This window comes from Myxococcus sp. CA023, assembly GCF_010998615.1.
In the GTDB taxonomy this organism is placed as follows: Bacteria; Myxococcota; Myxococcia; order Myxococcales; family Myxococcaceae; genus Myxococcus.
The window spans coordinates 93,905-115,304 of the sequence record NZ_JAAEAH010000016.1 but is presented as its reverse complement, the minus strand read 5'-3'; the positions used below and the strand labels follow the sequence as shown (position 1 = coordinate 115,304).

Sequence of the window (21,400 nt, the reverse complement as noted above, 5' to 3'; positions counted from 1 at the left end):
GCTGATGACACTCGTCTGGGCGAGCGCGAGGCTGGGGAGGAGCAGGAGGGCGAGCAGGCGCATACGCCCCGGGACTCTAGGCATCAGCCGTCCCGGGACAAGCGCTCCGCGTTACCAGTCCTCGGTTCCGGACACACCGTCGAGCGGGTCGTCGCTGGGCTTGCTCTTCTTGTCCTGCGCCTTGCCACGGCCGCCCCGGTCCTCCGACGACCAGTCTTCCATGCCACCGCGGTTGTCCAGCGGGTCCCGGCTCTTGGTCACCTTCTCGCCGATGCTGTTCACCAGGTGGTTCACCACCCGCTCCATCTCCTGTTTCAGCTGGCCGAACTCGTCGCCCTGGACAGCCATGCGCCGCCCCGCCAGCCTCTGCCCGGTGCGCGCGTCGTAGTAGCCCAGCGTCAGGTCGGTGCCCTCGCCATTGGCGCGAAGGGTGCCCACCATGACCCGGTCCAGCCCCAACGACTGCGCCATGGCCGCCACGCCAGACGCCTTCTCACCGGCGCGATTCACCTCGCCCGCCACCCGGTCCAACTGCGCGTCGAAGGCCTTGTACGCAGAGGTAGGCACCAGCTTGGCGGTGAATTCGGCGTCGTCGGTGGCCACCTCCATGAGCTGCCCGTACTGCCGGAAGCCCGGGCGCTCCACGCGCAGCAGGTGCTTGCCAATGGGCAGCGCGGGCAGCGTCACGGGCGTGTAGCCCACGACTTCGCCGTCCACGTACACGCGCGCGCCCGCGGGCCGCGAGTTCACCGTGGCGGTGCCGCGCAACTGGGACGTGCGGCTGGTGGCCACCTGCACGCGCAGGGCGAGGAACTCGCGCGTGAAGCGCTTGGGGGACAGCTCATGGGTGGGGGACAGCGCGATGAGGTCGATGAGCGCCAGCTTCGCCTCCTCCACCTCGCCGCGCAGGTGCAGCACGGCGGCGTACAGCGCCAGCGCGTCACACAGCGGCGAGCACCCGCGCATGGCGCCCGCGGCCCCCTGAAGCTCCTTCAGGGTGGCGCGCACCTTGCGCTCCGCCTCCTCGTATTCCTTCTTGTCGAAGGCGGAGAGGCTCTCCGAGTACCCCTTGCGCCCGCGCTCCAGCGAGGCCTTGGCCTCCGGGTCCTCCGGCATGCCGAACAGCTCCTCCGACTTGCGGACCGTCATGCCGGCGAAGTTGGAGAGGGCGTCGTTCATGTAACCCTCCATCTGCACGCTGGACGCCTCGGAGGCCGGGTCCATGGGCACCAGGAGGGTGCTGACGCGGCGTGCCTGGGGCGGGGCCGCGAGGGTCAGCGCGGGGAGGAGGAGGAGGGCGAGGGCGGCTTTCATGGGGTGACCTTTGAAACAGTCGACGCGGGTGGCGGTCCGGGCATTCAACACGCGGCTCTGCCTCAGAACCCGATTCCACCAGAAACGGGGTTGAACGGGCGGCCCTTGTCCTGAGACGTCGCCACGTAGACGGCCCCGGCCGTCACCGCCGCCGCGCCGCCGACCACCGCCCAGAACCACGGGCGCTTGATGAGGGTGGAGAACGAATTGCTCTCCGCCACGCGGGGCGCCGCGACGCCGTTGACGAAGGCGCGCACCTGGTCCGCCGCCGCGTCCGGGCCGTTCTTCTTCGCGCCCGGCGCCAGGGCAATCTCCACGCCGCGCAGCCGCGCGTTGGAGCGCAGGTCCCACGCCTGGAGCTCGGCCTGGAGGTGGCCCTTGTCCCCGCGAGAAACCGCCGCCAGCACCACGTAGCGGGCGTTGAGCCGCTCCCCAATGGCGCGTGCCTCGGGCGGCGGCGTGTCCCGCCCGAAGGCCTGTTCGGAGCTGGCGTGGACCGCCGCGTCACGCACGGCGGACAGGCCCGGGGTGGGCTCCAGCGTCGCCTTCACCTCGGTGCTCTTGGCGGACGCCACCTCTGTGTACTGGGAGAAGGCCGAGTAGCCGGGCAGGGACACCACCACCGGGTGCTGGCCCGCGGGCACCTCCACGCCCTTGAGCGGCGTGACGCCCAGCTCCTGACCCCGCACGAGGACGCTGGCGCCCGCCGGCTTCGACTCCACCACCAGCGTGCCGGCCGGGCGCGCCTTCACGTCGGCGCGGGCCTGGTCGAAGGTCTTCAGCACGTCCTGCCCGAAGAGGGCGGCGTCGGGGGAGGTGGACGGCTCCGCCACCACCGCGCGCTTGAACGCGTCCAGGGCTCCGGTGGAGTCGCCGTTGAGCATCCGCGAGGCGCCCAGGAACAGGTAGGCCTTGGCCAGCCGCTCCGGGCTCAGCTCCGCCGGGTGCTTCGTATAGGCCTCCGCCGCCGCCAGGAACTTCGCCTCGGCGGACTCGGGGTCCAGGTTGTCGTAGTCGGTGCGACCCTGCTCGAAGAGCGTGTCCGCGCGCGTCAGCGAGGCCGGAGGGGACGGCGGGAAGGCCGCGCCCAGGTCCACCAGCGCCACGCCGCTCGCCTTGAGCCGGCTCAGCAGCTCGTCCTCCAGCTTCACCGCTGCATCCTCCGCCGCGGACGTCCGAGCCACCGCGAAGAGCGCCACCGGCCCGGAGGCCGTCACCGCCGCGCTGGCCACCGCCGGCTCACTCGAGGCACCTGGCGTCGCCGCGGGCTTGGCCACGGCCGGAGCGTCCGGCGACACCAGCGGCATGACGGCCGTCTCCTCGTCCTCGTTCGGAGAGCCGAAAGCCCGGGGCTCGACGGATTCATCGCCATCCGCGTCGTCCGCCGGGGGCTCCTTGGTCGTCTTCACCGGCTGAGTGGTGGCGGGGGGCTTCTTGCTGGACTTCTTCTTCCGCGTGGACTGCCCATAGGCGGGAGAGGTGGCCAGCATGAACGCGAGGAGCAGGGAGGTTCGGCGGAACGTAGTCACGGCGCGGATGCTAGCCGAGCCGGGGCTCCGTCTCAAAAGCCCTGCTGCGTGCGGGCCCCTCCGGGTTGGGAGGGACCCGCGACGGTGATTCCGTTCTGACTAGACGTCCAGGTCCTGGACCTCGCTGGCGCGCTCCATGATGAACCTGAAGCGGGCGCTGACGTCCTTGCCCATCAAGTCGTTGATGAGCCGGTCCGTCTCCAGCGGCTTGTCGATGGTGACGCGCAGGCTCATCCGGTGCTTGGGGTCGAGCGTCGTCTCCTTCAGCTCGTCGGGCGTCATCTCACCCAGACCCTTGAAGCGCATGATGTTGGGCTTGGCGTTGCCCTTCGTCTTCTCCTTGATGATGCGGTCGCGGTCCGGCTCGTCCAGCGCCCAGTACGTCTCCTTGCCGATGTCCACGCGGTACAGTGGCGGCTGGGCGATGTGGATGGCGCCGCTCTCGATGAGCGGGCGCAGGTGCCGGTAGAAGAAGGTGAGCAGCAGCGTGGCGATGTGGTGCCCGTCGCTGTCCGCGTCCATCAGCAGGAAGACGCGGCCGTAGCGCAGCTTGCTGATGTCGAAGTCGGAGCCGATGCCGCAGCCCAGCGCGGACACGATGTCCTGGAGCTCCTTGTTCGTCGTCACCTTGTCGGTGGACGCCTGCTCCGCGTTGAGCACCTTGCCGCGCAGCGGGAGGATGGCCTGGGTGCGCCTGTCACGACCCTGCTTGGCGGAGCCGCCTGCGGAGTCACCCTCCACGATGAACAGCTCGCTCAGCCCCGGGTCCGTGGACGAGCAGTCCGCCAGCTTGCCCGGCAGATTGAGCCGGTGGCTGACCGCCGTCTTGCGGCTCACCGCCTGCGACGCGGCCCGGCTGGCCTCGCGCGCGCGGGCGGCCAGGACGATGCGGGCCACCACCGACTCGGCGATGGACTTGTTGTCGTTGAGCCACTTCTCCAGCGCCGGACGCAGCACGCCGTCCACCTGGCCGGACACTTCGGGGTTGTTGAGCCGCCCCTTCGTCTGGCCCTGGAACTGCGGCTCCACCACGTAGGTGGACAAGATGGCGGTGATGCCCTCGCGGATGTCCTCCGCGGTGAGCGTCACGCCCTTGGGCGCGATGCCGTGCGTCTCGATGTAGTTGCGCACCGCCTTCACCACGGCGCTGCGCAGGCCCGCCTCGTGCGTGCCACCCAGCGGGGTGGGGATGCCGTTGACGTACGAGCGGATGTGCTCGTCCGTGGCCTCCGTCCACGCCAGCGAGGCCTCCAGCCGCACGCCGTTGTCGCGCGAGTGGTAGAAGGCCGCGCTGCCCATGGGCACCAGCGGCTTCTGCCGCTCGGTCACCACCTTGGTGAGGTACTCCGCGATGCCACCGTCGTGTTTGTACGTCACCGACGTGTGGGGGCTGGACGTCTCGTCCTTCCAGACGACCGTCATGCCCTTGTGCAGATAGCTCTTGGCCTCCAGCCGCTCGCGCACCAGCTCCGCGTCGAACTTCAGCTTCTCGCCGAAGATCTCCGGGTCCGGCTCGAAGGTGACGGCCGTGCCGGTGCCTCGCGTCGCGCCCTCCACCTTCAGCGTGCTGGTGGCCCTGCCCCGCGCGTACGTCTGGACGTGCTTCTTGCCGTCGCGCTTGATCTCCACGACGAGCTTGCGCGCCAGCGCGTTCACCACCGAGCTGCCCACGCCGTGCAGACCGCCGGAGTGGATGTAGTTGCCCTGCTCGAATTTGCCGCCCGCGTGAAGCGTCGTGAGGATGACCTCCACGGCCGGCTTCTTGTGCTTGGGCATGATGTCCACGGGGATGCCTCGCCCGTTGTCCACCACCGTGATGCTGCGGCTGTCTTTGTGGAGCGTCACCTCCACCGTGGTGGCGAAGCCGTTGATGACCTCGTCCACCGAGTTGTCGAGGATCTCCCACAGCAGGTGGTGATACCCCGTGCTGTCGGTGCCGCCGATGTACATGGCCGGGCGCTTGCGCACCGGCTCCAGGCCTTCCAGGACCTGGATGTCCGCGCCTGTGTAGGTTTCCTTCTTCGTCGCCATGGCGTCCTCTGCCTAGTCCTTCTTCTCGGGCAACGGGATGAAGGTGACGGCACGCGCCACCTCCTTCACGGCGTCGCGCTTCGACATCTCGTGGCCCTTGCCGCCGCGGCCCGTCACCTCGTACTTCGCCGGGGACAGGTGCAGCTTGCGGCCCTTCTGCGTTTCGAACTCCAGCTTCGCGTCCTTCTGCGCGGGCGACACGGCGAGGAAGTCCACGACGCGGTCGCCGCCGTCCACCTTGATGACGGTGACGCCCTTGCCCGGGCCGGCCAGCTCGTTGACCTCCGCCACCTTGCACACCAGGGCGCTGGTCTTCTCCGTCAGCACCGCCAGCAGGTCTTTGTCCGTCACCGGCTGCACGCCGATGATTTCGTCGCCTTCGCCCGTCTTGGCGTAGCGGCGGCCCGCGCGCGTGGAGACCTCCAGGTGCGGCTCCAGCAGGAAGCGCATGCCCATGCCCTGCTTCGTCACGCCCACCAGCTTCTGCGGGCGCGGCAGCCGCGCGTCCAGCGACAGGGCGGACACCACGCGCTCGCCGTCGTCGAACTTGAAGAACTTCTGCACCGGCTCGCCGTAGCCCGTGGAGGCGGGCACGTCGTTGAAGCGGGTGACGTACGCGGTGCCGAAGTTGCTGAACAGCACCAGGTTCGCCTTCAGGCTGCCGGCCAGCACCGCCATCACCGCGTCGCCTTCACGCAGGCGCGTGGTGGACGGGTCCTTCACCTCGCGCACGCGCTTGACCCAGCCGTCGCGGGTGATGACCACGTGCGCGTCCTCGTCCGCGATGAACGCCTCGGCGCTGAACTCCATCTCCTCGGAGCCCGCGCCGCCAATGCGCGTGCGACGCTTGTCGTTGTAGCGGGCCTTCATCTCGCCCAGTTCGTCCCGGACGGTGCCCCACACCTTGTTCTTGTCCTTGAGGATGCCCTGGATGCGCTTGATTTCGGCGCGCTTCTCCTTGAGCTCCTTCTCCACGACGAGAATCTCCAGGCGGGCCAGCTTGTAGAGCTTCATCTCCAGGATGGCGTCCACCTGGGCTTCATCCAGCTTGAAGCGGGCGATGAGCTTCCGGGCCGCGTCCTGCTTTCCTTCCGACGCGCGGATGATTTTGATCATCTCGTCGAGCGCGTCGTAGACCTTCTCGAAACCCTCCAGGATGTGGACGCGCCGCAGCAGCTCGCCCAGCTCGTGCTCGAAGCGCTTCGTCACCACGTCGAAGCGGAAGGTGAGGAAGTACCAGAGGATGTCCTTGAGATTGAGCCGCTCGGGCGTGCTCAGCTCTGGCTTGTCCTTGATGGGCACCAGGCAGGTGAGGTTGACGCCGAAGTTCGTCTGCAGCGGCGTCTGCTTGTACAGGTACGCCATCACCAGCTCGGGGTTGGCGTCCTTCTTCAGCTCCAGGACGATGCGCACGTCCTTGGTGGATTCGTCGCGCACGTCGGTGATGAGCGGCAGCTTCCGCTCGCGCACCAGGTCGCCGAACTTGGCCACCAGCGTGGACTTGTTCACCGTGTAGGGGATGGAGGTGATGACGATTTGCTGGCCGCCTCGCTTGAGGTCCTCCAGCTTGTACTCACCGCGGATGCGGATGCTCCCCTGGCCCGACTCGTAGATGTCGCGCAGTTCCTTCTTGTCGTTGAGGATCTGCCCGCCGGTGGGGAAGTCCGGACCCTTCACCCACTTGAGCAGGTCCTTCGTCAGGAGCTGCGGGTTCTCGATGAGCGCCACCAGCGCGTCCACCAGCTCGCCCAGGTGGTGCGGCGGGATGTTGGTGGCCATGCCCACGGCGATGCCCGTGGTGCCGTTCATCAGCAGCTGCGGCACCCGCGCGGGGATGACCACCGGCTCCTGCAGCGTGCCGTCGTAGGTCGGCCGGAAGGCCACCGTCTTCTTGCCCAGCTCCGTCAGGAGCTCGCTGGACAGCATCGCCAGACGGCACTCGGTGTAGCGCATGGCCGCCGCGCCGTCGCCGTCGAGCGAGCCGAAGTTGCCGTGGCCGTCCACCAGCGGGTAGCGCAACGAGAAGTCCTGCGCCATGCGCACCAGCGCCTCGTAGATGGAGGCGTCACCGTGCGGGTGGTACTGACCCATGACACTGCCGACCACCTTGGCGGACTTCTGGTACTTGGCTTCGTGCGTCAGCCGGTGGTCGTGGAACATGCCGAACAGGATGCGGCGCTGCACCGGCTTGAGGCCGTCACGCACGTCCGGCAGGGCGCGCGAGGTGATGACCGACAGGGCGTAGTTGATGTACCGGCGGCGCGCCTCGTCCGCGAGCGAAGCCGGCACGGACCCGTCGCCGTTACCACCCGCGCCGCCGCCACTTCCGCCACCGCCGCCTCCCCCGGCCCCCTGCTTCTTTCGCGATTTCGATTCGGCTTCTGCGAGCATGGTCGTCAATCCACAGGTGAGAACGCCCCGCACCCCGAACGCGGCGCGCGACCCGCGCACTCCTCACGTTGGGGGACAGAGGTATGTAACAGGGCGCCGGGACTACCATGCCACCCTGACATTGGGAACGAATTCGGGGGGTTGCGCACTCTCCAACAGTGCCTACCTATACGTCTGTCCAGTCCTATTTGCCAGCAGAACCCCACTCCAACCCCGCGGAATTCCGAGGTCGGGTGCCTCCTGGCTGGGGCATGAGGCGGGACGGTGGGTGCGGGTAGGACAGGACGGCTCGTCCCCCTGGCGGCAGGCGGACGCCCTAGGGCGTCGCGTCGCGGGCCTTCCCCCACGAACCATCCTTGAAGATGCGCACGCCCTTGCCGCTCCCGCTGCCAATCATCCCAGGAATGGTGGCCTGGAGCGGCTTGGCGCCGGGCGGCTGGTAGACGACGCGGGCCTTGCGAGCGGAGGGCAGGGCGGCGCTGGTGGCATCCACCAGCAGGTAGATGGTTTCTCCGTCCACGTGGAGCCGCTCGGGGTCCTGGCGGTGGTTGAACTCGGCCAGCAACTCGCCGTCATCCAGGGAGGAGGCTTCGCTGCCGAGCAGGCGGACCTTCACCCTCAGCCAGCTCACGGGCGGGGCGCCTTCCTGCTTCGCGTAGTCGCGCACGCCCTGGATGACGACGGCGACGTCGGCGCCGTTGCCGGGCGCGTTCTTCGTCGCCAGGCGCAGGCCCGTCTGCTTGCTGTTGTCGGTGTCGAGCAGCAGCGTGGCGTTGGCGCAGCGGCTCTTGCACTCGTCGCCCCACGGCACCTTGTCGAAGCGCAGGCGCATGGCGAAGTCACTGCCTTGGGGGCCAATGACGGCGTTGACGATGACGGGGCGCTCCCCATCCGGAGGCGCGGCATAGCGGAAGGTGGCGCGCTCCTTGGCGGCGAAGGCGGTGCCGGCGAGCAGGGTGCAAAGGAGCAGTGGGCGCTTCACGTGGAGACCTCCCCAGGGGCAAAAAGGGCCTATTCAAGAGGGAAGGGGCCCACCGCATCAAGTCCCGGGCGTTAGAGTGAGGCTTCCCACGAGGAGGATTTCGCGATGCGTGAACCGTACGTGCGGCAGCTCAAGCTCGGGCCCATGGACAACTTCGTCTACCTGGTGGGCCCCCGGCACTCGGACGAAGTGGTGGTGGTGGACCCCGCGTGGGACGTGGAGGCCATCGAGCAAGCGGTGAAGCAGGACGGCAAGCGCGTGGTGGGCGCGTTCGTCTCGCACTGCCACTTCGACCACATCAACGGGCTGCCGGACCTGCTGTCGAAGTGGGACGTGCCGGTGTTCGCGCAGCGTGAAGAGGTCCAGTTCTCCCCGGAGCTGCGCGAGCTGGGCGGCGCGCTGCGGCCCCTGGGGCCGGGGGATGACGTGCGCGTCGGGTCTGAGACGTTCCAGGCACTGCACACGCCCGGGCACACGCCGGGCTCGCATTGCCTGCTGGCCGGTGACGCGCTCGTGTCCGGGGACACCGTGTTCATCAACGGCTGCGGCCGGTGTGACATGAGCGGGGGCAATCCGGAGGCGATGTACCGCTCCCTGTCGCAGGTGCTGGCGAAGGTGCCCGATAGCGCGAAGCTGTTTCCGGGCCATGACTACGCGGACGTACCGGTGACCTCCATGGAGACGGTGCGGCGGAAGAACCCGTACTTCGCCTTCGACAACGTGGACGCCTTCGTCGCGTTCCGCATGCGGCCGCGCAAGTAGTGGCCTGTGCCGCGCCGCCGGTGTCTGGCTGCCAACGGGGCCTCACACCGAGGACACGTTTACCCTGAGTGCGTGCCTGTTTATTGATTCGCGCCCGGCAGGAGAGGGGTTTTCGCCTGCCGTGTTTCCTCGCAGTCCAGGCGTCGAGTCAGGAGCGTTCTCATGTTTCAGGAGCAGTTTTCTCCCCAGTCGCAGCAGATGTTCGGTGAGTCGCTGAAGGAGCGGGTCGTCGAAGCCGTTCGCGAGCAGATTGTCTCCGCGATTGATGAACGGCTCGGCCGCGAGGTGCGTGAGCGCGTGGGGGAGGCCATTCGCCACGCGATGCCCGAGCGCGGCGGCGGGATGCCGCAGGGGTATGGGATGACGCCCCAGGGCTACGGCATGCCGGAGCCGGAGCGCATCGCGGACGCGCTTTGTTCCCGCCTGTCGGAGACGCTGCGCGAGCGCATCGTCTCCGTGGTGCACGAGCGCATCCGTGACGGCATCCGCGAGCGGCTGGCCGAGTGCGTGCGCGCGGCGCTGATTGAGCAGTGGCAGATGTCCTCCCACGCCTTCGGCGCCCCGGATGCCGAGCGGCTGGCGGAGGCGGTGCGCACCCGGCTGCTGGAGTCCCTTCGCGAGCGCATCAACACTGCCGCGCATGACGGCGTGCGCGAGGCCCTGCGCGAGCGGCTGGCGGACACGCTGCGCTCGGTGATGTCGGAGCGCATGCCCGGCTTCAGCCCCCACGACGCGGAGCGGCTGGCGGACGCCATTCGCGGGCGCCTGGCCGAGGCCCTCCACGAGGGACTGGTGTACAGCCTGCGTGAGCGCGTGCGCGAGGCCCTGCGCGAGCGGCTGGCCGACGGGCTCCGCGGCGTCATGACGCGCCAGTGGGGCGGCATGGCCGCCGGCGCGTTCGACGCCGAGCGCATCGCGATGGCCCTCCAGGAGCGGTTGTCCGAGGGACTCCGTGAGCGCATCAACTCGGCGGTTCGCGAGCGCGTCCGCGAGGTGCTGCGGGAGCGCATGGGCGAGATGCTGCGCGGCGCCATGGCCCGTCACCGGGGCATGATGGGGCAGGGCGGGATGATGCCGCAGGGCATGATGATGGGGCAGGGGATGCAGGACGTGGAGCGCCTGGCGGACGCCATCCGCACGCGGCTGGCGGACTCCCTGCGTGAGCGGCTTGTGAGCAGCATGCGCTCGGAGCTGGACTCGGCGCTTCGCTCGCAGCTCCCCGAGGCCGTCCGGTCCGCGCTGGGTGAGGCGATGCGCGCCGGTCCGTCCATGATGCCGATGCACCACAGCAGCGGTAGCGCCGTCGACCCCGAACGCATCGCGAGCGCGGTGCGTGAGAGCGTGAGCGCCGACGTCCGTGAGCGCGTGGGCGAGATGGTCCGCGAGCGCGTGTCCGAGGTCGTCCGCAACGAGCTGTCCAACGGCGTGCACGCTCCGCAGGCGTGATGCGCCGTCTCCTCGGAGGCGCGGTGGTGAGGTCTGCCGCCCGCCTCCGGGGAGGCATTCCCCTCCGTCGGGCGATGGCGCTCGGCTGTGAGCTCAGTCCTTCCTGGGATGGGCCTTACGCCAGCGCTTGAAGACGGCATCGACCTCCTCGGGCGAGGCTGAAATGTATTGAGGCCACAGGGCCCATTTCTTGTGCGGGTAGCCGAGCAGGTTGTTCAGCGAGTTGTTGATGGCGACACTCTGCGCCTCGATGTCGTCCCACACGGGCCATGCCGCGAGGATGGCGGCGACTTCCGCTCGGTCGAGTCCAAACAGGGCGTGGAACTCCCAGTCGGGGAAGAACGGCCCTTCGACCGCTGCACGAAGACACTCTTCGATGATTTCTCGTCGCGCGTCATGCCTCGCAGTCTATGCGCGCGGCGAGAGGATGGGCGCACTCAGGGCGACCAGTACATTGGCCCGCCGTTCCAGGTGGTCGTGATTTCCATCTGAGGCGTCGCATTCCAGGGCGAAGGCGTGGTGAAGCCGAGTCCGACGCCCGCGGGCTGGTCCGTGCACCCGGATGTCAGGAGGGCACCGGCCATCAGGACGGTCCAGGAGAGCGAGCGGGGGGACGCGTGTCGACGCAGTTGCATGTGGGGTTCTCCTCGAGGGTGGCGCATCACGGCGCCGTTGCGGACTTGGACGTTTCGAAGGGGTAGCGCTGGAGCGCGAGCACCGCGCCGCTCGGGTCGGCGATGAGTGCGAGCGAGCCACCCCGTGCGTCCGGGCGCGGGGCCATCAACACTCGGCCACCCAGCGCCTGGGCCCGTGAAGCGAGCGTCGCGGGGTCCTTCACGCGGACATAGGTGAGCCAGTTGGGGCGCGCGCCTTTCACCGGGTTGGCCAGCACGCCGCCTCGGGGATGCAGCCCCTGGGCGAGGACGTAGTGTGGCCCGCCGCCGAGTGGCCGTTCGCGGACCTCGTAGCCCAGGAGTTCCTTGTAGAAGTCCGCCGCGGCGACGGGGTCCTGGGCCAGGTACTCCATCCACAAGAACTGGCCCTCATCCGGCACGCCCGTGTCGGCCGGGTCTCCGGGCAGGGAGCGCACGAAGCCTACCGCCGCGCCCTGCGGGTCGGCGACCACCGCGGCCCGGCCGATGTTCCGCACATCGATGGGGCCGTCGAGCGCCTTGCCGCCGCGCGCGCTTACTTCGGTGACTGCGCGGTCCACGTCGGGCACGGAGAGGTAGCCGAGCCACAGCGCGCCTTCGCGTTTCTCGGCGGCGTTCGCCGGATGGACGATGCCGCCAATCCAGCGCCCCTGGGCGCGGATGAGGGAGTAGGGGCGGAGGCCGCCTCGGATGTCCACGAACTCCCATCCGAACAGGTCGCGATAGAAGCGTTTCGCGGCGGCGGGATTGTCGGTGACGAGGTCGTGCCAGACGAACTTGCCGTAGAGCGGTGTGGGCGACAGGGAGATGCCCTCGCGGGCCGCGCTGTCAGGCGCGGATGCGCACCCGGCCTGGGTGGAGACCGTGCCGCCCACGGCGCACACGCTGGTCAGCAGGAGCCCACCGCGAAGCCACGTGCGCCACGTGCCAGGAAGTTTCATCGTCTCTCCTCGTGCCGCGTCCGGAGCCGCTCGCGGGCTGGATGGCCGGCGGGCTCGGAGGTGGACGGGACAGGACGGGCCGGAGGCCTCGATATGCGGCGCCAGCCTTCACGCGACAACCCACGGGGGCGTCCGTTCGACTGTGGGAGGGGCTGCTGTGCCCGGCGCGACGCCGTCCGGCCCCCGCGCGCTACACCCGCCGCGCCCGCGCCGTGATGGAGGGCCGCTGACCGGCGGCGGACTCCAGCGTCATCCGCGTGTGGGAATCTCGCGAAAGGTCATTCCTTCCAGACCGAGTTGGCGCACTGTCTCCATGAACCGTTCGGTGCAAACGATGACGGTGGCGTAGTCCCCTACGCGGAAGACATCGCGGTCGATGGGCAGGGATGCTGCGTCGAGAAGGGGCGCGTCCGGCAATCGAAGTGCGACCCGGCCGCAGGCGTCGCATGGTGGAGTGAGGTAGGAGGGATGGCAGTCCGCATGGAGTCGGCCACGCGGTTCGATTTGGAGTTCCAGCAACTCCGGCGGCTCCTTCTGGCGAAACCTCAATTCCGTCTTGCAGCCGAGCAGCCCCCTGACGCCTTCGGCTTGAAGCCGTTCGAGGGCATCCCGTCGCACGACCCACAGAATGTCCCCCTGTGACGTCAGCGGGCCGAATCTCCCAGAGGCTGTGCCTTCAAGAGGCCCCAGATGCGTGCCTGGCGGAAGTGGCACTCCAGGGGGCACCCAGGGGCGAACCAGTTCTCGCAGTTGCGCGAGCTCCGAGACGGGAACAGGCCAGGGGCGCACGAAGCGTGACCGCTCGGGCACGTGAGACAGGTCCACCCCTGGGTACTGGTGACCGGCCCCACCCCACGTGACTCCACAGGCATCGCACTTCACGCCGGGCAGGCGCCACTTGTGTGTGGCGTCGAAGCTGCCGTTGAAGGGCGGAGTCCGCTCCTCGCGTATCCAGAAGAACCGCATCATGCACTCAATCTCTCAAGTACCTGGCTTGGAATGGTAGGCGCGAATGGGCCCGCCCATGAGCTGGAAGCGGTAGATGAGTTCGCCCGCGTGCTTGAAGATCTCCTCGGGGCTTGCGTTCTCGTTGCGGAGTCTGAACTCACGCCAGGCTCGGTTCCATGCTCCGCCACTCTCTCCCCCTTTGTGAATCCGCTGATGAAGGTCTCGAGGAATCGGAAGTGTGTAGTCGTGAATCCTGAGCCCTCTATCCCTGAACCACTCCGCCAGGTCTCTGGCCTGGGGGAAGATGTGGTGCTTCTCCCACCGCCCGGCTGTGAGCCAACGTGAAGGTGGCACCACCCAACCGGCAGCGCCGTTCCAGTTGGGGAACACCATGACAGCGCCCCGCGGAAGGTTCTGGCCTCCTCCCCAATTCCTCCGGGGACCGCTCCCTGGCGCCGCAGCCGCCGCGGGAGGACGCGCAGGCGGGAACCGCGCCAGTTCCACCGCTCCAGGCACGTCTTCGCAGCGATAGAGTCCGCACGCGTCGCCATGACACAGGAGTGAGCCGCAATGGGCATCATCCGCGGCGGTGCACATCTCCTCCGCGGTCTCCCAGGCCCCGGGCGCGGGCATCCTCGCGGCGTTGGAGCACCCCAGAAAAGACAGCGCGAGCACCGAGAATGCAGAGACCAGAAATGTCCGCATCATCGGAGGAGTCTATCGCGTGGTCGATAGCCGGAGGCGCTACACCCGCCGCGCCCGCGCCGTGATGGAAGGCATCTGGAGCCCCTTGGGCCTGGCGTGCAGGGACGTGTACGCCGCCACCGCCAGCAGTCCGATGGCGATCAGCGACCACAGCGCCGCCCACACCACCGCGGGCACGTAGGTGAGGTCCGCCAGGAGCGCCGCGTCACTCTGCGAGCGCACCGCGCTGTTCCACAAGTCCGAGCGCAAGTCGAACAGCGCATACAGCGCCGTGAAGGCCGCGATGAACAGGTTCAGCGCGTCCACCACTCCATCCGGCAGGAACTTCGCGCCCAGGGCCAGCACCACGGCCGTGCCCAGGCAGAAGAGCAAGGTGAAGCTGTCCCCCGCGTACACCAGGCCCATGACAGTGAGCCATACGCTGGCGGTGCCCAGCACCCAGCGGCGGAGCCGGAAGCGGAAGGTGGCCAGCATCAGCCCCGCGCCCGCCACCGCGCTGCCCAGGTACCCCCCGGAGTAGACGGCCACCTTGGCGAAGAGCCCGGGAGGCAGGCGGGACAGGCAGGAGCCCGACTCGTTGGCCGCCAGGTGGATGCGGTCCACGGAGCCGCCCACCAGCAGCGTCGCCAGGGCGTGCCCGCTCTCGTGCATCATCACCACCAGCACCTTCATGGGCCACAGGGCGGGTGAATCCCAGAAATACCAGCCCACCCCCAGCATGAGGGCGAGCAGGGCCAACCGGCCGAAATCAAGCTGTGCACCGCTGGCGGTCCGCATCGGTTGCTCCCCTCCTGGGACACCCCAACACTTAATCCGGGTTCGTCTTCCACGAAAAAGCCCGGCCTCCTGGCCGCGAAGCGTCACGGCGAAGGGATTCGCTTGCGGGCGCCGGACGGAGTAGGGAGGGGACACCATGAAGAAGACGCTCCTCCTTCTGTCGCTCGTGGCTGCCCCCGCTCTGGCCGGGGAAGGCAAGTGGACTCCCCAGCAGGTCCTGGAGCTGGACCCGGCGTGGCTACGCGCCCAGGGCCTCCAGGTCTCCCCCAAGAAGCTCTGGGATCCGAAGCGTGGCACCGGCCTGCTCGCGGGCGCGGTCAACGTCGGTGGGTGCTCGGGCGCGTTCATCGCCGCCTCGGGGCTGGTCATCACCAACCACCACTGTGCCTTCGGCGTCATCCAGGAGCACAGTACGCCCCAGCGCGACCTCATCACCCAGGGCTTCCTCGCCTCCAAGCGCGAGGACGAACTGCCCGGCAAGGGCTCGCGCGTCCAGGTCCCGCGCAGCTTCACCGATGTGACGAAGACGGTGCTCGCCGCGGTGCCCGCGGACGCGGACGACATCACGCGCTACAAGGCCATCGAGCGGAAGCAGAAGGAGCTGGTCGCCGAGTGCGAGAAGCGCCCCGCCACCCGCTGCCAGGTGGCCACCTTCGATGGCGGCGTCAACTACACGCTGGTGGACGCGGTGGAGCTCACCGACGTGCGGCTCGTCTACGCGCCGCCGCGCGCGGTGGGTGAGTACGGCGGCGAGGAGGACAACTGGATGTGGCCGCGCCACACCGGTGACTTCGCCATCCTCCGCGCGTACACCGCGCCGGATGGCACCTCCGCGCCGTACAGCGACAAGAACATCCCCTACAAGGCGGAGTTCTTCTTCCCGCTGGCCACCCAGGGCGTGAAGCCCAACGACTTCGTCATGGTGCTGGGCTACCCGGGCATGACGTACCGCGCGCTGCTCGCGGAAGAGATGGCCGAGCGCCAGTCCCGCCTCTACCCGCGCATGCGCGACGTGTTCGGCGAGGCCATCCGCATCCTCGAAGCGGAAGGGGAGAAGGACGCCGCGGGCAAGATTGCCGTCGCCTCGCAGCTCAAGGGCCTGCACAACGTCTACAAGAACTCGGGCGGTCAGCTCGCGGGCCTGAAGCGCGGCAGCATCGTGGAGAAGCAGCGCGAGGCGGAGGCCGCCGTCGCGGTGTGGGCGAAGAAGGCGGGCGCGAAGTGGCAGCCGGCGCTGGACGCGCGGGCCGCGCTGCTCGTCGAGCAGTCCGCCATCGCGAAGTCCTTCGACCGTGAGTTCCTCCTGGCCGCGTCGTCGCGCCTGGCGCGGGGCCCGGCCCTGGCGGTGACGGTGTCGCGGCTGGCCGCGGAGCGCGCCAAGCCGGACCTGGAGCGCCGCCCGGAGTACATGGAGCGCGAGCAGGTCCGCATCAAGGACCGGCTGGAGCGCGACCAGAAGAACCTGTTCCTCCCCGCCGAGCGTCAGCTGCTGCTGGCCTTCGTGCGCCGCGCGCAGGCGCTGGGCGCCGAGGAGCGCATCGCCGCGGTGGACAAGCACTTCGGCAAGACGTTCTCGGAGAAGGAAGTCCTGGCGAAGATTGACGCCATGTACGCGGGCACCAAGGTGCTGACGCTGGACGAGCGCATGAAGATGGCCACCGAGTCGGTGGGCCAGCTCGAGGCGCGCAAGGACCCGCTGCTCGCGTTCGGCCTGGACCTGGCGAAGGAGCTGGCCGCGCTCGACGAGGTGAAGGACAAGCGCCAGGGCGCCGCGCTGCGGCTGCGGCCGGAGTGGCGCAAGGCGGTGCTGGCGCACGCGGGCAAGCCGGTGGCCCCCGACGCCAACAGCACGCTGCGCGTCAGCTTCGCCAAGGTGCAGGGCTACGCGCCGCGGGACGGCGCCATCTACACGCCGCAGACGACGCTGTCGGGCATGCTGGCCAAGCACACCGGCGAGGAGCCCTTCGACGTCCCGGAGAAGGTCTCCAAGGTCGCCGAGGCGAAGCGCTTTGGCGCGTGGCAGGACAAGAAGCTGAAGGACATCCCGGTGAACTTCCTGTCGGACGCGGACACCACCGGCGGCAACTCCGGCAGCCCCACCGTCAACGGCAAGGGCCAGTTGGTGGGCGTCAACTTCGACCGCGTCTGGGAGAACGTGGCCAACGACTTCGGCTACAACCCGGACGTGGCACGCAACGTCAACGTGGACGTGCGCTACATCCTCTGGATGCTGGACCAGGTGGAGGACGCGGACGCGCTGCTGCGCGAACTGGGCGTGCGCAAGGGCCCGCCGGTGGCGAGGGAGACGCGCTGATGTCGGACGCGGGGGACGGCTCGCTTCCCTTTCCGGTCTTCAAGCCGGAAGAGCGCGTGTGTGGCAATTGCAAGCTGTTCAGCCCGCAGTCGGTGGATGAGCGCCGGGGCTGGGTGGGCGCGTGCCGGCTGCACTCGTGGCGGGGCAACTTTCCCCCGTCCGCACCCATTTGCGACAAGTACACGCCTCGGGGAAGCGCGGCTCCCTCGGCGGTTGCACCCGCGCGCGAGCGGACCGCGCGCAGCGTGGCGCCGGTGGTGGTGCGGCGTCGCGCGGACCCCAACGACGTGGTGGACCTGGAAGGGTTGAGCATGACGCGTGAAGAGCTGATGGACATCTTCCGGGAGGCGTCCGGCTTGCTGGACGCGCCGCCCCTGGCCAACAAGTGGGAGGGCGGCACGATGCGGCTGGTGCCCGCCAACACCGAGCTTCAGCCCAAGGACCTGCCCATCGACAGCCTGTTCCACAAGGTCGTCATGGTGCGCGACAGGCTTCGGGTGCTGGAGCAGAAGCTCAACGCGCATCCGAAGCTGTCGGACGCGGAGAAGGTGGAGATGCAGAGCTACATCACCCGCGTCTACGGCTCGCTCACCAGCTTCAACGTTCTCTTCAAGGAGAAGGCGGACCAGTTCGTCGGCTCGAAGAGCGAGGACTGAGCCCGTCCCTGGCCTTCAGGGCTGCTGGCCGCGCTCTTCCATCAGGGAGAGCGTGCGCTGGCGGGCGCGGTGGAGCGTGCTCTTCACCGTGCCTTCGGGGATTCGCAGCAGCCGGGCGATTTCCGGGTAGCTCAGGCCGCGCACCTCGCGCAGGTAGAGCACCTGGCGCTGTTGCTCGTTGATGTCCTCCATCGCCTCACCGAAGTGGCGCTCCATCTCCGCGCCCACGGCGAGGGCTTCGGGGGACAGGGGCTCCTGGACGTCGTGGCTCAGCCTGTCTCGGCGCTTGCGCGCCCGCAGCCAGTTGATGCTGCTGTTCACCATGACCCGGTGCAGCCAGGTGCTCCACGCCGCGCGGCCGCCGTAGCCGGGGGCGCGGCGGGCGAGCCGGGCGAAGACGTCCTGCACCACGTCTTCCGCGTCGGCGGTATCACCGACGATGCGTCGGGCAATGGCCAACGCGCGAGGACGGTGCTCGGTATACAACTCGGACAGCGGCGGAAGCGCGCATGCGTGCATGACGGGTGCTCTCCTGACACGCCGGGGTGGACGTACAGGACATGGAACGAATGAGCCGCCAGAAGGGTCTATCGCCCTTCAGGGCCATGCACCGTGGGACACATTCTTCCGGGGCGGGGGCGTCCATCCGCTGACACCCCCACCTCCCTGGAAGACGGCCTCTACTCCTGCTCGTCCTGCTTCGTGAGGCCCCAGTCCTTCAGCCGCTTGAAGAGGGTGGAGCGGGCCACGCCCAGCTCGCGGGCCACGCGCTCACGGTTGTTGTTGTACCGCCGCAGCGCCGCCTCGACGATTTGACGCTCCAGCTTCTCCAGCATCTGCTCCAGCGTCATCCCCGGCGGCAGCTCCGGCACGGCGATGCCCGTCTCGCGGTTCAGCTCCTGGTCGAAGGAGATGTCCCCCGCGTCGATGAGGGGCCCCTTGCGCAGCAGCAGCGCGCGGTGCACCACGTTGCGCAGCTCGCGGATGTTGCCCGGCCACGCGTGGTGCTGGAGCCGCTCCAGGGCCGCGGGTGTGAAGCGCACGGACTGGCCACGCGGGGCGTAGGTGCGCACGAAGTGCTCGGCCAGCGAGCCCAGGTCCGCCTTGCGGCTGCGCAGCGGCGGCAGGTGCAGGGGGATGACACAGAGCCGGTAGTACAGGTCCTCGCGGAAGCGGCCCTCGCGCGCCGCCGCCAGCAAGTCCCTGTTGGTGGCCGCCACCACGCGCACGTCCACCGTCTGCGGGCGGCTGGCGCCCACGCGCTTGATTTCGCCGCCTTCCAGCGCGCGCAGCAGCTTGGCCTGCAAGTCGAGCGGCAGCTCGCCAATCTCGTCCAGGAAGAGGGTGCCTCCGTCGGCCTCCTCGAAGGCGCCCTTGCGCGCGCCCATGGCGCCGGTGAAGGAACCCTTCTCATGGCCGAAGAGCTCGCTCTCGATGAGCTCCTTGGAGATGGCCGCGCAGTTGACGGGCACCAGCGGCCGGTTCGCCCGCTGCGAGCAGGCGTGGATGGCGCGGGCCACCAGCTCCTTGCCGGTGCCGGACTCGCCCAGAATCGTCACCGCCGCGGAGGACGGGGCCACCCGCTCAATCAACTCCGAGAGCTGCCGTACCGACGGGTCGCCGCCGATGATGCCGTGGAAGGACGTGGGCTCCTTGCGCGTGGTGGGCGCGGCGGGCTCCAGCACCAGCTCCGTCTCACCCACGCGCAGCACGGTGGGTAGCGGGACTTCCGCCTCGAAGACGCGCACCGGGCCCATCCACGTCCCGTTGGTGGAGCGCAGGTCCACGACGTGGAAGGTGTTGTCGCGCCGGGTCACCTTCAGGTGCCGGCTGGAAGCGAAGCGGTCCTGGAGCACCAGGTCGCAGCCGGCGTCCTTGCCCGCGGTGAAGCCTTCACCCGTGAAGCGGTGCACGGACTCGTTGAGGCCCTGCTTCACCCGCACCTGCGCGGGTTGCCAGCGCGGGGCCTGCGTGTCGCGGGACTGGACGGACGTCGTGTGGCCCACCTCGGTGGTGACGTCCGCGCCTTCGCTGCCGCCGCTGATGCGGAACACCGCGCGCCATTGACCCAACGCCAGGTCCGCGCCGTCTGGCAATTCGCCGTGGGTGATGGACTGGCCGGCGACGGTGGTGCCCTTGCCGGACAAATCCTCCACCCGGCAGCGCTCGCCGTCCCACAGCAGGGCGACCTGGAGGCGGCTCACCTCGGGGTCCGGGATGGCGACGTCGCTCTGCTCGCCGCGCCCGAGCACCAGCCGTGCCCGGTCCACCCCCACCCGCAACACCTCCTCGCCACGACGAAAGAACACCAGCTCCGGCATCCCAGCCCTCTCAGCAGTCCAGCGCCTGAGAGCGCTTTACACGCCCTGGTGTTCGGCTTTCAACCCCGCGCCCTGCAGCGGGCGCGGGGGAGCGGGCGCTCAGCGCCGCGGGAGGAACGTCGGCCGGTTGAGGAAGCCGGCGAGCCGGGCGGCGCGGAAGCTGGGGTCCGTCTTGTCCGGCGGGAGGATGGTGACGCCCGCGCCCACCAGACCCAGCCGCTTCTGGAACTCCGGGTCCAGCTTGATGTTCACATCCATGCCGGGCTCGCTGTACTCCAGCCGCTTGCCCAGCTTCAGCGTGCCGGTGGCCACCGCCTCCAGCTCGTTGCTCTTCAGGCGCAGCGACTCCACCGTGCCCAGTCCCTTGACGAACTGGATGCGCCCGGTGAGCGCGCCCAGGTCGATTTGCGGCAGGTCCATGGGCACCGAAGAGCCGCCACCCATGGGGATGGCCACCTTGCCGCTCTTGATGACCATGTTCCGGGTGTCCAGCGTCAGCTCACCGTTGGCCTGGGACAGGTCCGGTTGCGCGCCGCTCTTGGGCATCGTCAGCGACAGGGCCGCGTTCAGCTCGCCGTCCAGGTCCATGCCGGTGAAGGCCGGCAGGTTGCCGCCGGAGGCCTGGAGCCCCTCCGCCGTCACCTTGACGCGCGTGTCGCCCAGCAGGCCCACGGAGGCGCTCAGCGTGCCGCCCATGACGCTGGCGCGCATCGCGATGCCCGGCGGGAAGAGGGCGGGGCGCAGCGCCACGCTCTCCAGCACCAGCGGCTCACCCAGCTCCGCGGCGCCCAGCATGCCTTCGCCCCGGGCGAGGGCCGCCACCGTGTCCGCGCTCAGCGGCTGGGGCGGCTTGCTCACGCGCACGTTGGTGGCGGTGATGCCCGCCAGGCCAGGCCGCAGCGAACCGATGCGCACCGCGAGCCCCGCCTGGGCCGCTTCGCTGACCAGCCGCTTGCGGATGGCGTCATACGGGAAGGTGACGAGCAGGCCCACGACGAAGGCCACCACCGCGAACGCGGCGTAGCCGAGGAGAATCTTCCAGCGGGCGGCTTTGGAGTCAGAGGACATGGGTCAGGGCTTCATCCGGTAGGTGGCGACAGTGGTCCACGCCGTCAGCGTGTCCGACGCGGGACGCGGCTCGATGCGCAACAGCTTCACCTTCACCACGCCCGGGCCGCTCTCCACCGTCTGCAGGAAGTCGGTCAGCTTGCGCAGGTCCACATCCGTGAAGGTCAGCTCCACGGCGCTCTCCACGATTTTCCCGTCGCCGATGCCCACCTCGCCCTTGGGCGTCATGTTGGGCACCTGGAGGCCGGCCAGCGTCGCCTTGTCCTCGATGTAGCTGATGAGCTGCACGTTGCTGGACGTGAGCTGCTGCTCCACCGACTGACGGTTGGCCTGCGCCTCGCGGAAGCTGGCGGCCAGCGTGTTCACTTCCTGCAGCTTGGTCAGCTTCTCCTCGGTGCGCTTGCGGTACCCGGACGCGCTGTTGGTGAACGTCATCACCACGGCGAACAGGACGAACACCAGCACCGCCGCGCCGGCGATGGACACCATGCGGCGCTCGCGGTCGCTGAGCCGCTCGAACCACGTCTGGATGGGGGCGAAGACTTCCTGAAGCTTGGCCATG

18 protein-coding genes are annotated in these 21,400 nt (G+C 69.0%); 4 read left to right on the top strand and 14 right to left on the bottom strand.

Features of this window, described 5'->3' with window-relative positions:
- Positions 1-111: 111 nt before the first annotated feature.
- From F8M74_RS09670 to F8M74_RS09650, 5 genes are all read right to left on the bottom strand, one after another.
- The gene (locus tag F8M74_RS09670; RefSeq protein WP_171410388.1) at positions 112-1,314 is read right to left on the bottom strand and encodes a PEGA domain-containing protein; all 1,203 of its coding nucleotides are present in this window, start codon (positions 1,312-1,314) and stop codon (positions 112-114) included.
- A gap of 62 nt (positions 1,315-1,376) precedes the next feature.
- The gene (locus F8M74_RS09665) at positions 1,377-2,843 is read right to left on the bottom strand and encodes a PEGA domain-containing protein (protein ID WP_228560561.1); all 1,467 of its coding nucleotides are present in this window, start codon (positions 2,841-2,843) and stop codon (positions 1,377-1,379) included.
- A 99-nt stretch (positions 2,844-2,942) separates the two neighbouring features.
- The gene (locus F8M74_RS09660) at positions 2,943-4,874 is read right to left on the bottom strand and encodes a type IIA DNA topoisomerase subunit B (protein WP_141257303.1); all 1,932 of its coding nucleotides are present in this window, start codon (positions 4,872-4,874) and stop codon (positions 2,943-2,945) included.
- Between the two features lie 12 nt (positions 4,875-4,886).
- Positions 4,887-7,265 (bottom strand): DNA topoisomerase (ATP-hydrolyzing) subunit A, encoded by a 2,379-nt coding sequence (locus F8M74_RS09655; protein ID WP_171410387.1) that lies wholly within the window; start codon positions 7,263-7,265, stop codon positions 4,887-4,889.
- Positions 7,266-7,581: 316 nt separating this feature from the next.
- Positions 7,582-8,247: a hypothetical protein gene (locus tag F8M74_RS09650; RefSeq protein ID WP_141257301.1), complete on the bottom strand. Its 666-nt coding sequence runs from the start codon at positions 8,245-8,247 to the stop codon at positions 7,582-7,584.
- A 105-nt stretch (positions 8,248-8,352) separates the two neighbouring features.
- On the opposite strand from F8M74_RS09650, the gene F8M74_RS09645 reads away from it, so the two are divergent.
- On the top strand, positions 8,353-9,009 hold the full coding sequence (locus F8M74_RS09645) for an MBL fold metallo-hydrolase (RefSeq protein WP_141257300.1): 657 nt from the start codon (positions 8,353-8,355) through the stop codon (positions 9,007-9,009).
- 162 nt (positions 9,010-9,171) lie between these two features.
- Entirely contained in the window at positions 9,172-10,455 is a 1,284-nt protein-coding gene (locus tag F8M74_RS09640; protein ID WP_141257299.1) for a hypothetical protein, read from the top strand.
- A gap of 93 nt (positions 10,456-10,548) precedes the next feature.
- Here the strand turns inward: F8M74_RS09640 and F8M74_RS37475 are convergent, their stop codons facing one another.
- The 5 genes from F8M74_RS37475 to F8M74_RS09615 all read right to left on the bottom strand — a co-directional run bounded on the left by F8M74_RS37475 (position 10,549) and on the right by F8M74_RS09615 (position 14,479).
- Positions 10,549-10,719 carry a hypothetical protein gene (locus F8M74_RS37475; RefSeq protein ID WP_194857013.1) on the bottom strand — a complete coding sequence of 57 codons (171 nt, stop codon included), beginning with the start codon at positions 10,717-10,719 and terminating at the stop codon, positions 10,549-10,551.
- Between the two features lie 397 nt (positions 10,720-11,116).
- A complete protein-coding gene (locus tag F8M74_RS09630; RefSeq protein WP_141257297.1) occupies positions 11,117-12,049 on the bottom strand; it encodes a VOC family protein in 933 nt (310 codons plus the stop codon).
- 249 nt (positions 12,050-12,298) lie between these two features.
- Positions 12,299-13,018, bottom strand: coding sequence for a double-CXXCG motif protein (locus F8M74_RS09625; RefSeq protein ID WP_141257296.1), 720 nt, complete (start codon positions 13,016-13,018; stop codon positions 12,299-12,301).
- A gap of 12 nt (positions 13,019-13,030) precedes the next feature.
- Positions 13,031-13,705, bottom strand: a complete 675-nt coding sequence (locus F8M74_RS09620; RefSeq protein ID WP_141257295.1) for a TIGR02269 family lipoprotein — start codon at positions 13,703-13,705, stop codon at positions 13,031-13,033.
- Positions 13,706-13,741: 36 nt separating this feature from the next.
- Positions 13,742-14,479, bottom strand: a complete 738-nt coding sequence (locus tag F8M74_RS09615) for a M50 family metallopeptidase (protein ID WP_141257294.1) — start codon at positions 14,477-14,479, stop codon at positions 13,742-13,744.
- 136 nt (positions 14,480-14,615) lie between these two features.
- Here F8M74_RS09615 and F8M74_RS09610 point away from each other — a divergent pair, with 136 nt between their 5' ends.
- Entirely contained in the window at positions 14,616-16,793 is a 2,178-nt protein-coding gene (locus tag F8M74_RS09610; protein WP_141257293.1) for a S46 family peptidase, read from the top strand.
- Entirely contained in the window at positions 16,793-17,449 is a 657-nt protein-coding gene (locus F8M74_RS09605; RefSeq protein ID WP_011552570.1) for a hypothetical protein, read from the top strand. Before F8M74_RS09610 ends, F8M74_RS09605 begins: the two co-directional genes overlap by 1 nt.
- A 15-nt stretch (positions 17,450-17,464) precedes the next feature.
- Here F8M74_RS09605 and F8M74_RS09600 read toward each other — a convergent pair whose 3' ends face one another.
- The 4 genes from F8M74_RS09600 to gspM form a co-directional block, all read right to left on the bottom strand.
- On the bottom strand, positions 17,465-17,968 hold the full coding sequence (locus F8M74_RS09600) for an RNA polymerase sigma factor (protein ID WP_011552571.1): 504 nt from the start codon (positions 17,966-17,968) through the stop codon (positions 17,465-17,467).
- Positions 17,969-18,129: 161 nt separating this feature from the next.
- Positions 18,130-19,770, bottom strand: coding sequence for a sigma-54-dependent Fis family transcriptional regulator (locus F8M74_RS09595; RefSeq protein ID WP_011552572.1), 1,641 nt, complete (start codon positions 19,768-19,770; stop codon positions 18,130-18,132).
- A 99-nt stretch (positions 19,771-19,869) separates the two neighbouring features.
- On the bottom strand, positions 19,870-20,838 hold the full coding sequence (gspN, locus tag F8M74_RS09590; RefSeq protein ID WP_141257292.1) for a type II secretion system protein GspN: 969 nt from the start codon (positions 20,836-20,838) through the stop codon (positions 19,870-19,872).
- Positions 20,839-20,841: 3 nt separating this feature from the next.
- A complete protein-coding gene (gene gspM / locus F8M74_RS09585) occupies positions 20,842-21,399 on the bottom strand; it encodes a type II secretion system protein GspM (protein WP_141257291.1) in 558 nt (185 codons plus the stop codon).
- Position 21,400 lies beyond the last annotated feature (1 nt).

Excerpts from the sequence above, each read along its gene's own strand:
- gspN (WP_141257292.1), bottom strand. The coding sequence starts at position 20,838 with ATGTCCTCTGACTCCAAAGCCGCCCGCTGGAAGATTCTCCTCGGCTAC.
- F8M74_RS09660 (WP_141257303.1), bottom strand. The coding sequence starts at position 4,874 with ATGGCGACGAAGAAGGAAACCTACACAGGCGCGGACATCCAGGTCCTG.
- F8M74_RS09640 (WP_141257299.1), top strand. The coding sequence starts at position 9,172 with ATGTTTCAGGAGCAGTTTTCTCCCCAGTCGCAGCAGATGTTCGGTGAG.
- F8M74_RS09630 (WP_141257297.1), bottom strand. The coding sequence starts at position 12,049 with ATGAAACTTCCTGGCACGTGGCGCACGTGGCTTCGCGGTGGGCTCCTG.
- F8M74_RS09600 (WP_011552571.1), bottom strand. The coding sequence starts at position 17,968 with ATGCACGCATGCGCGCTTCCGCCGCTGTCCGAGTTGTATACCGAGCAC.
- F8M74_RS09610 (WP_141257293.1), top strand. The coding sequence starts at position 14,616 with ATGAAGAAGACGCTCCTCCTTCTGTCGCTCGTGGCTGCCCCCGCTCTG.
- F8M74_RS09670 (WP_171410388.1), bottom strand. The coding sequence starts at position 1,314 with ATGAAAGCCGCCCTCGCCCTCCTCCTCCTCCCCGCGCTGACCCTCGCG.
- F8M74_RS09625 (WP_141257296.1), bottom strand. The coding sequence starts at position 13,018 with ATGATGCGGTTCTTCTGGATACGCGAGGAGCGGACTCCGCCCTTCAAC.
- F8M74_RS09645 (WP_141257300.1), top strand. The coding sequence starts at position 8,353 with ATGCGTGAACCGTACGTGCGGCAGCTCAAGCTCGGGCCCATGGACAAC.
- gspM (WP_141257291.1), bottom strand. The coding sequence starts at position 21,399 with ATGGCCAAGCTTCAGGAAGTCTTCGCCCCCATCCAGACGTGGTTCGAG.
- F8M74_RS09595 (WP_011552572.1), bottom strand. The coding sequence starts at position 19,770 with ATGCCGGAGCTGGTGTTCTTTCGTCGTGGCGAGGAGGTGTTGCGGGTG.
- F8M74_RS09615 (WP_141257294.1), bottom strand. The coding sequence starts at position 14,479 with ATGCGGACCGCCAGCGGTGCACAGCTTGATTTCGGCCGGTTGGCCCTG.
- F8M74_RS09655 (WP_171410387.1), bottom strand. The coding sequence starts at position 7,265 with ATGCTCGCAGAAGCCGAATCGAAATCGCGAAAGAAGCAGGGGGCCGGG.
- F8M74_RS09605 (WP_011552570.1), top strand. The coding sequence starts at position 16,793 with ATGTCGGACGCGGGGGACGGCTCGCTTCCCTTTCCGGTCTTCAAGCCG.
- F8M74_RS09620 (WP_141257295.1), bottom strand. The coding sequence starts at position 13,705 with ATGATGCGGACATTTCTGGTCTCTGCATTCTCGGTGCTCGCGCTGTCT.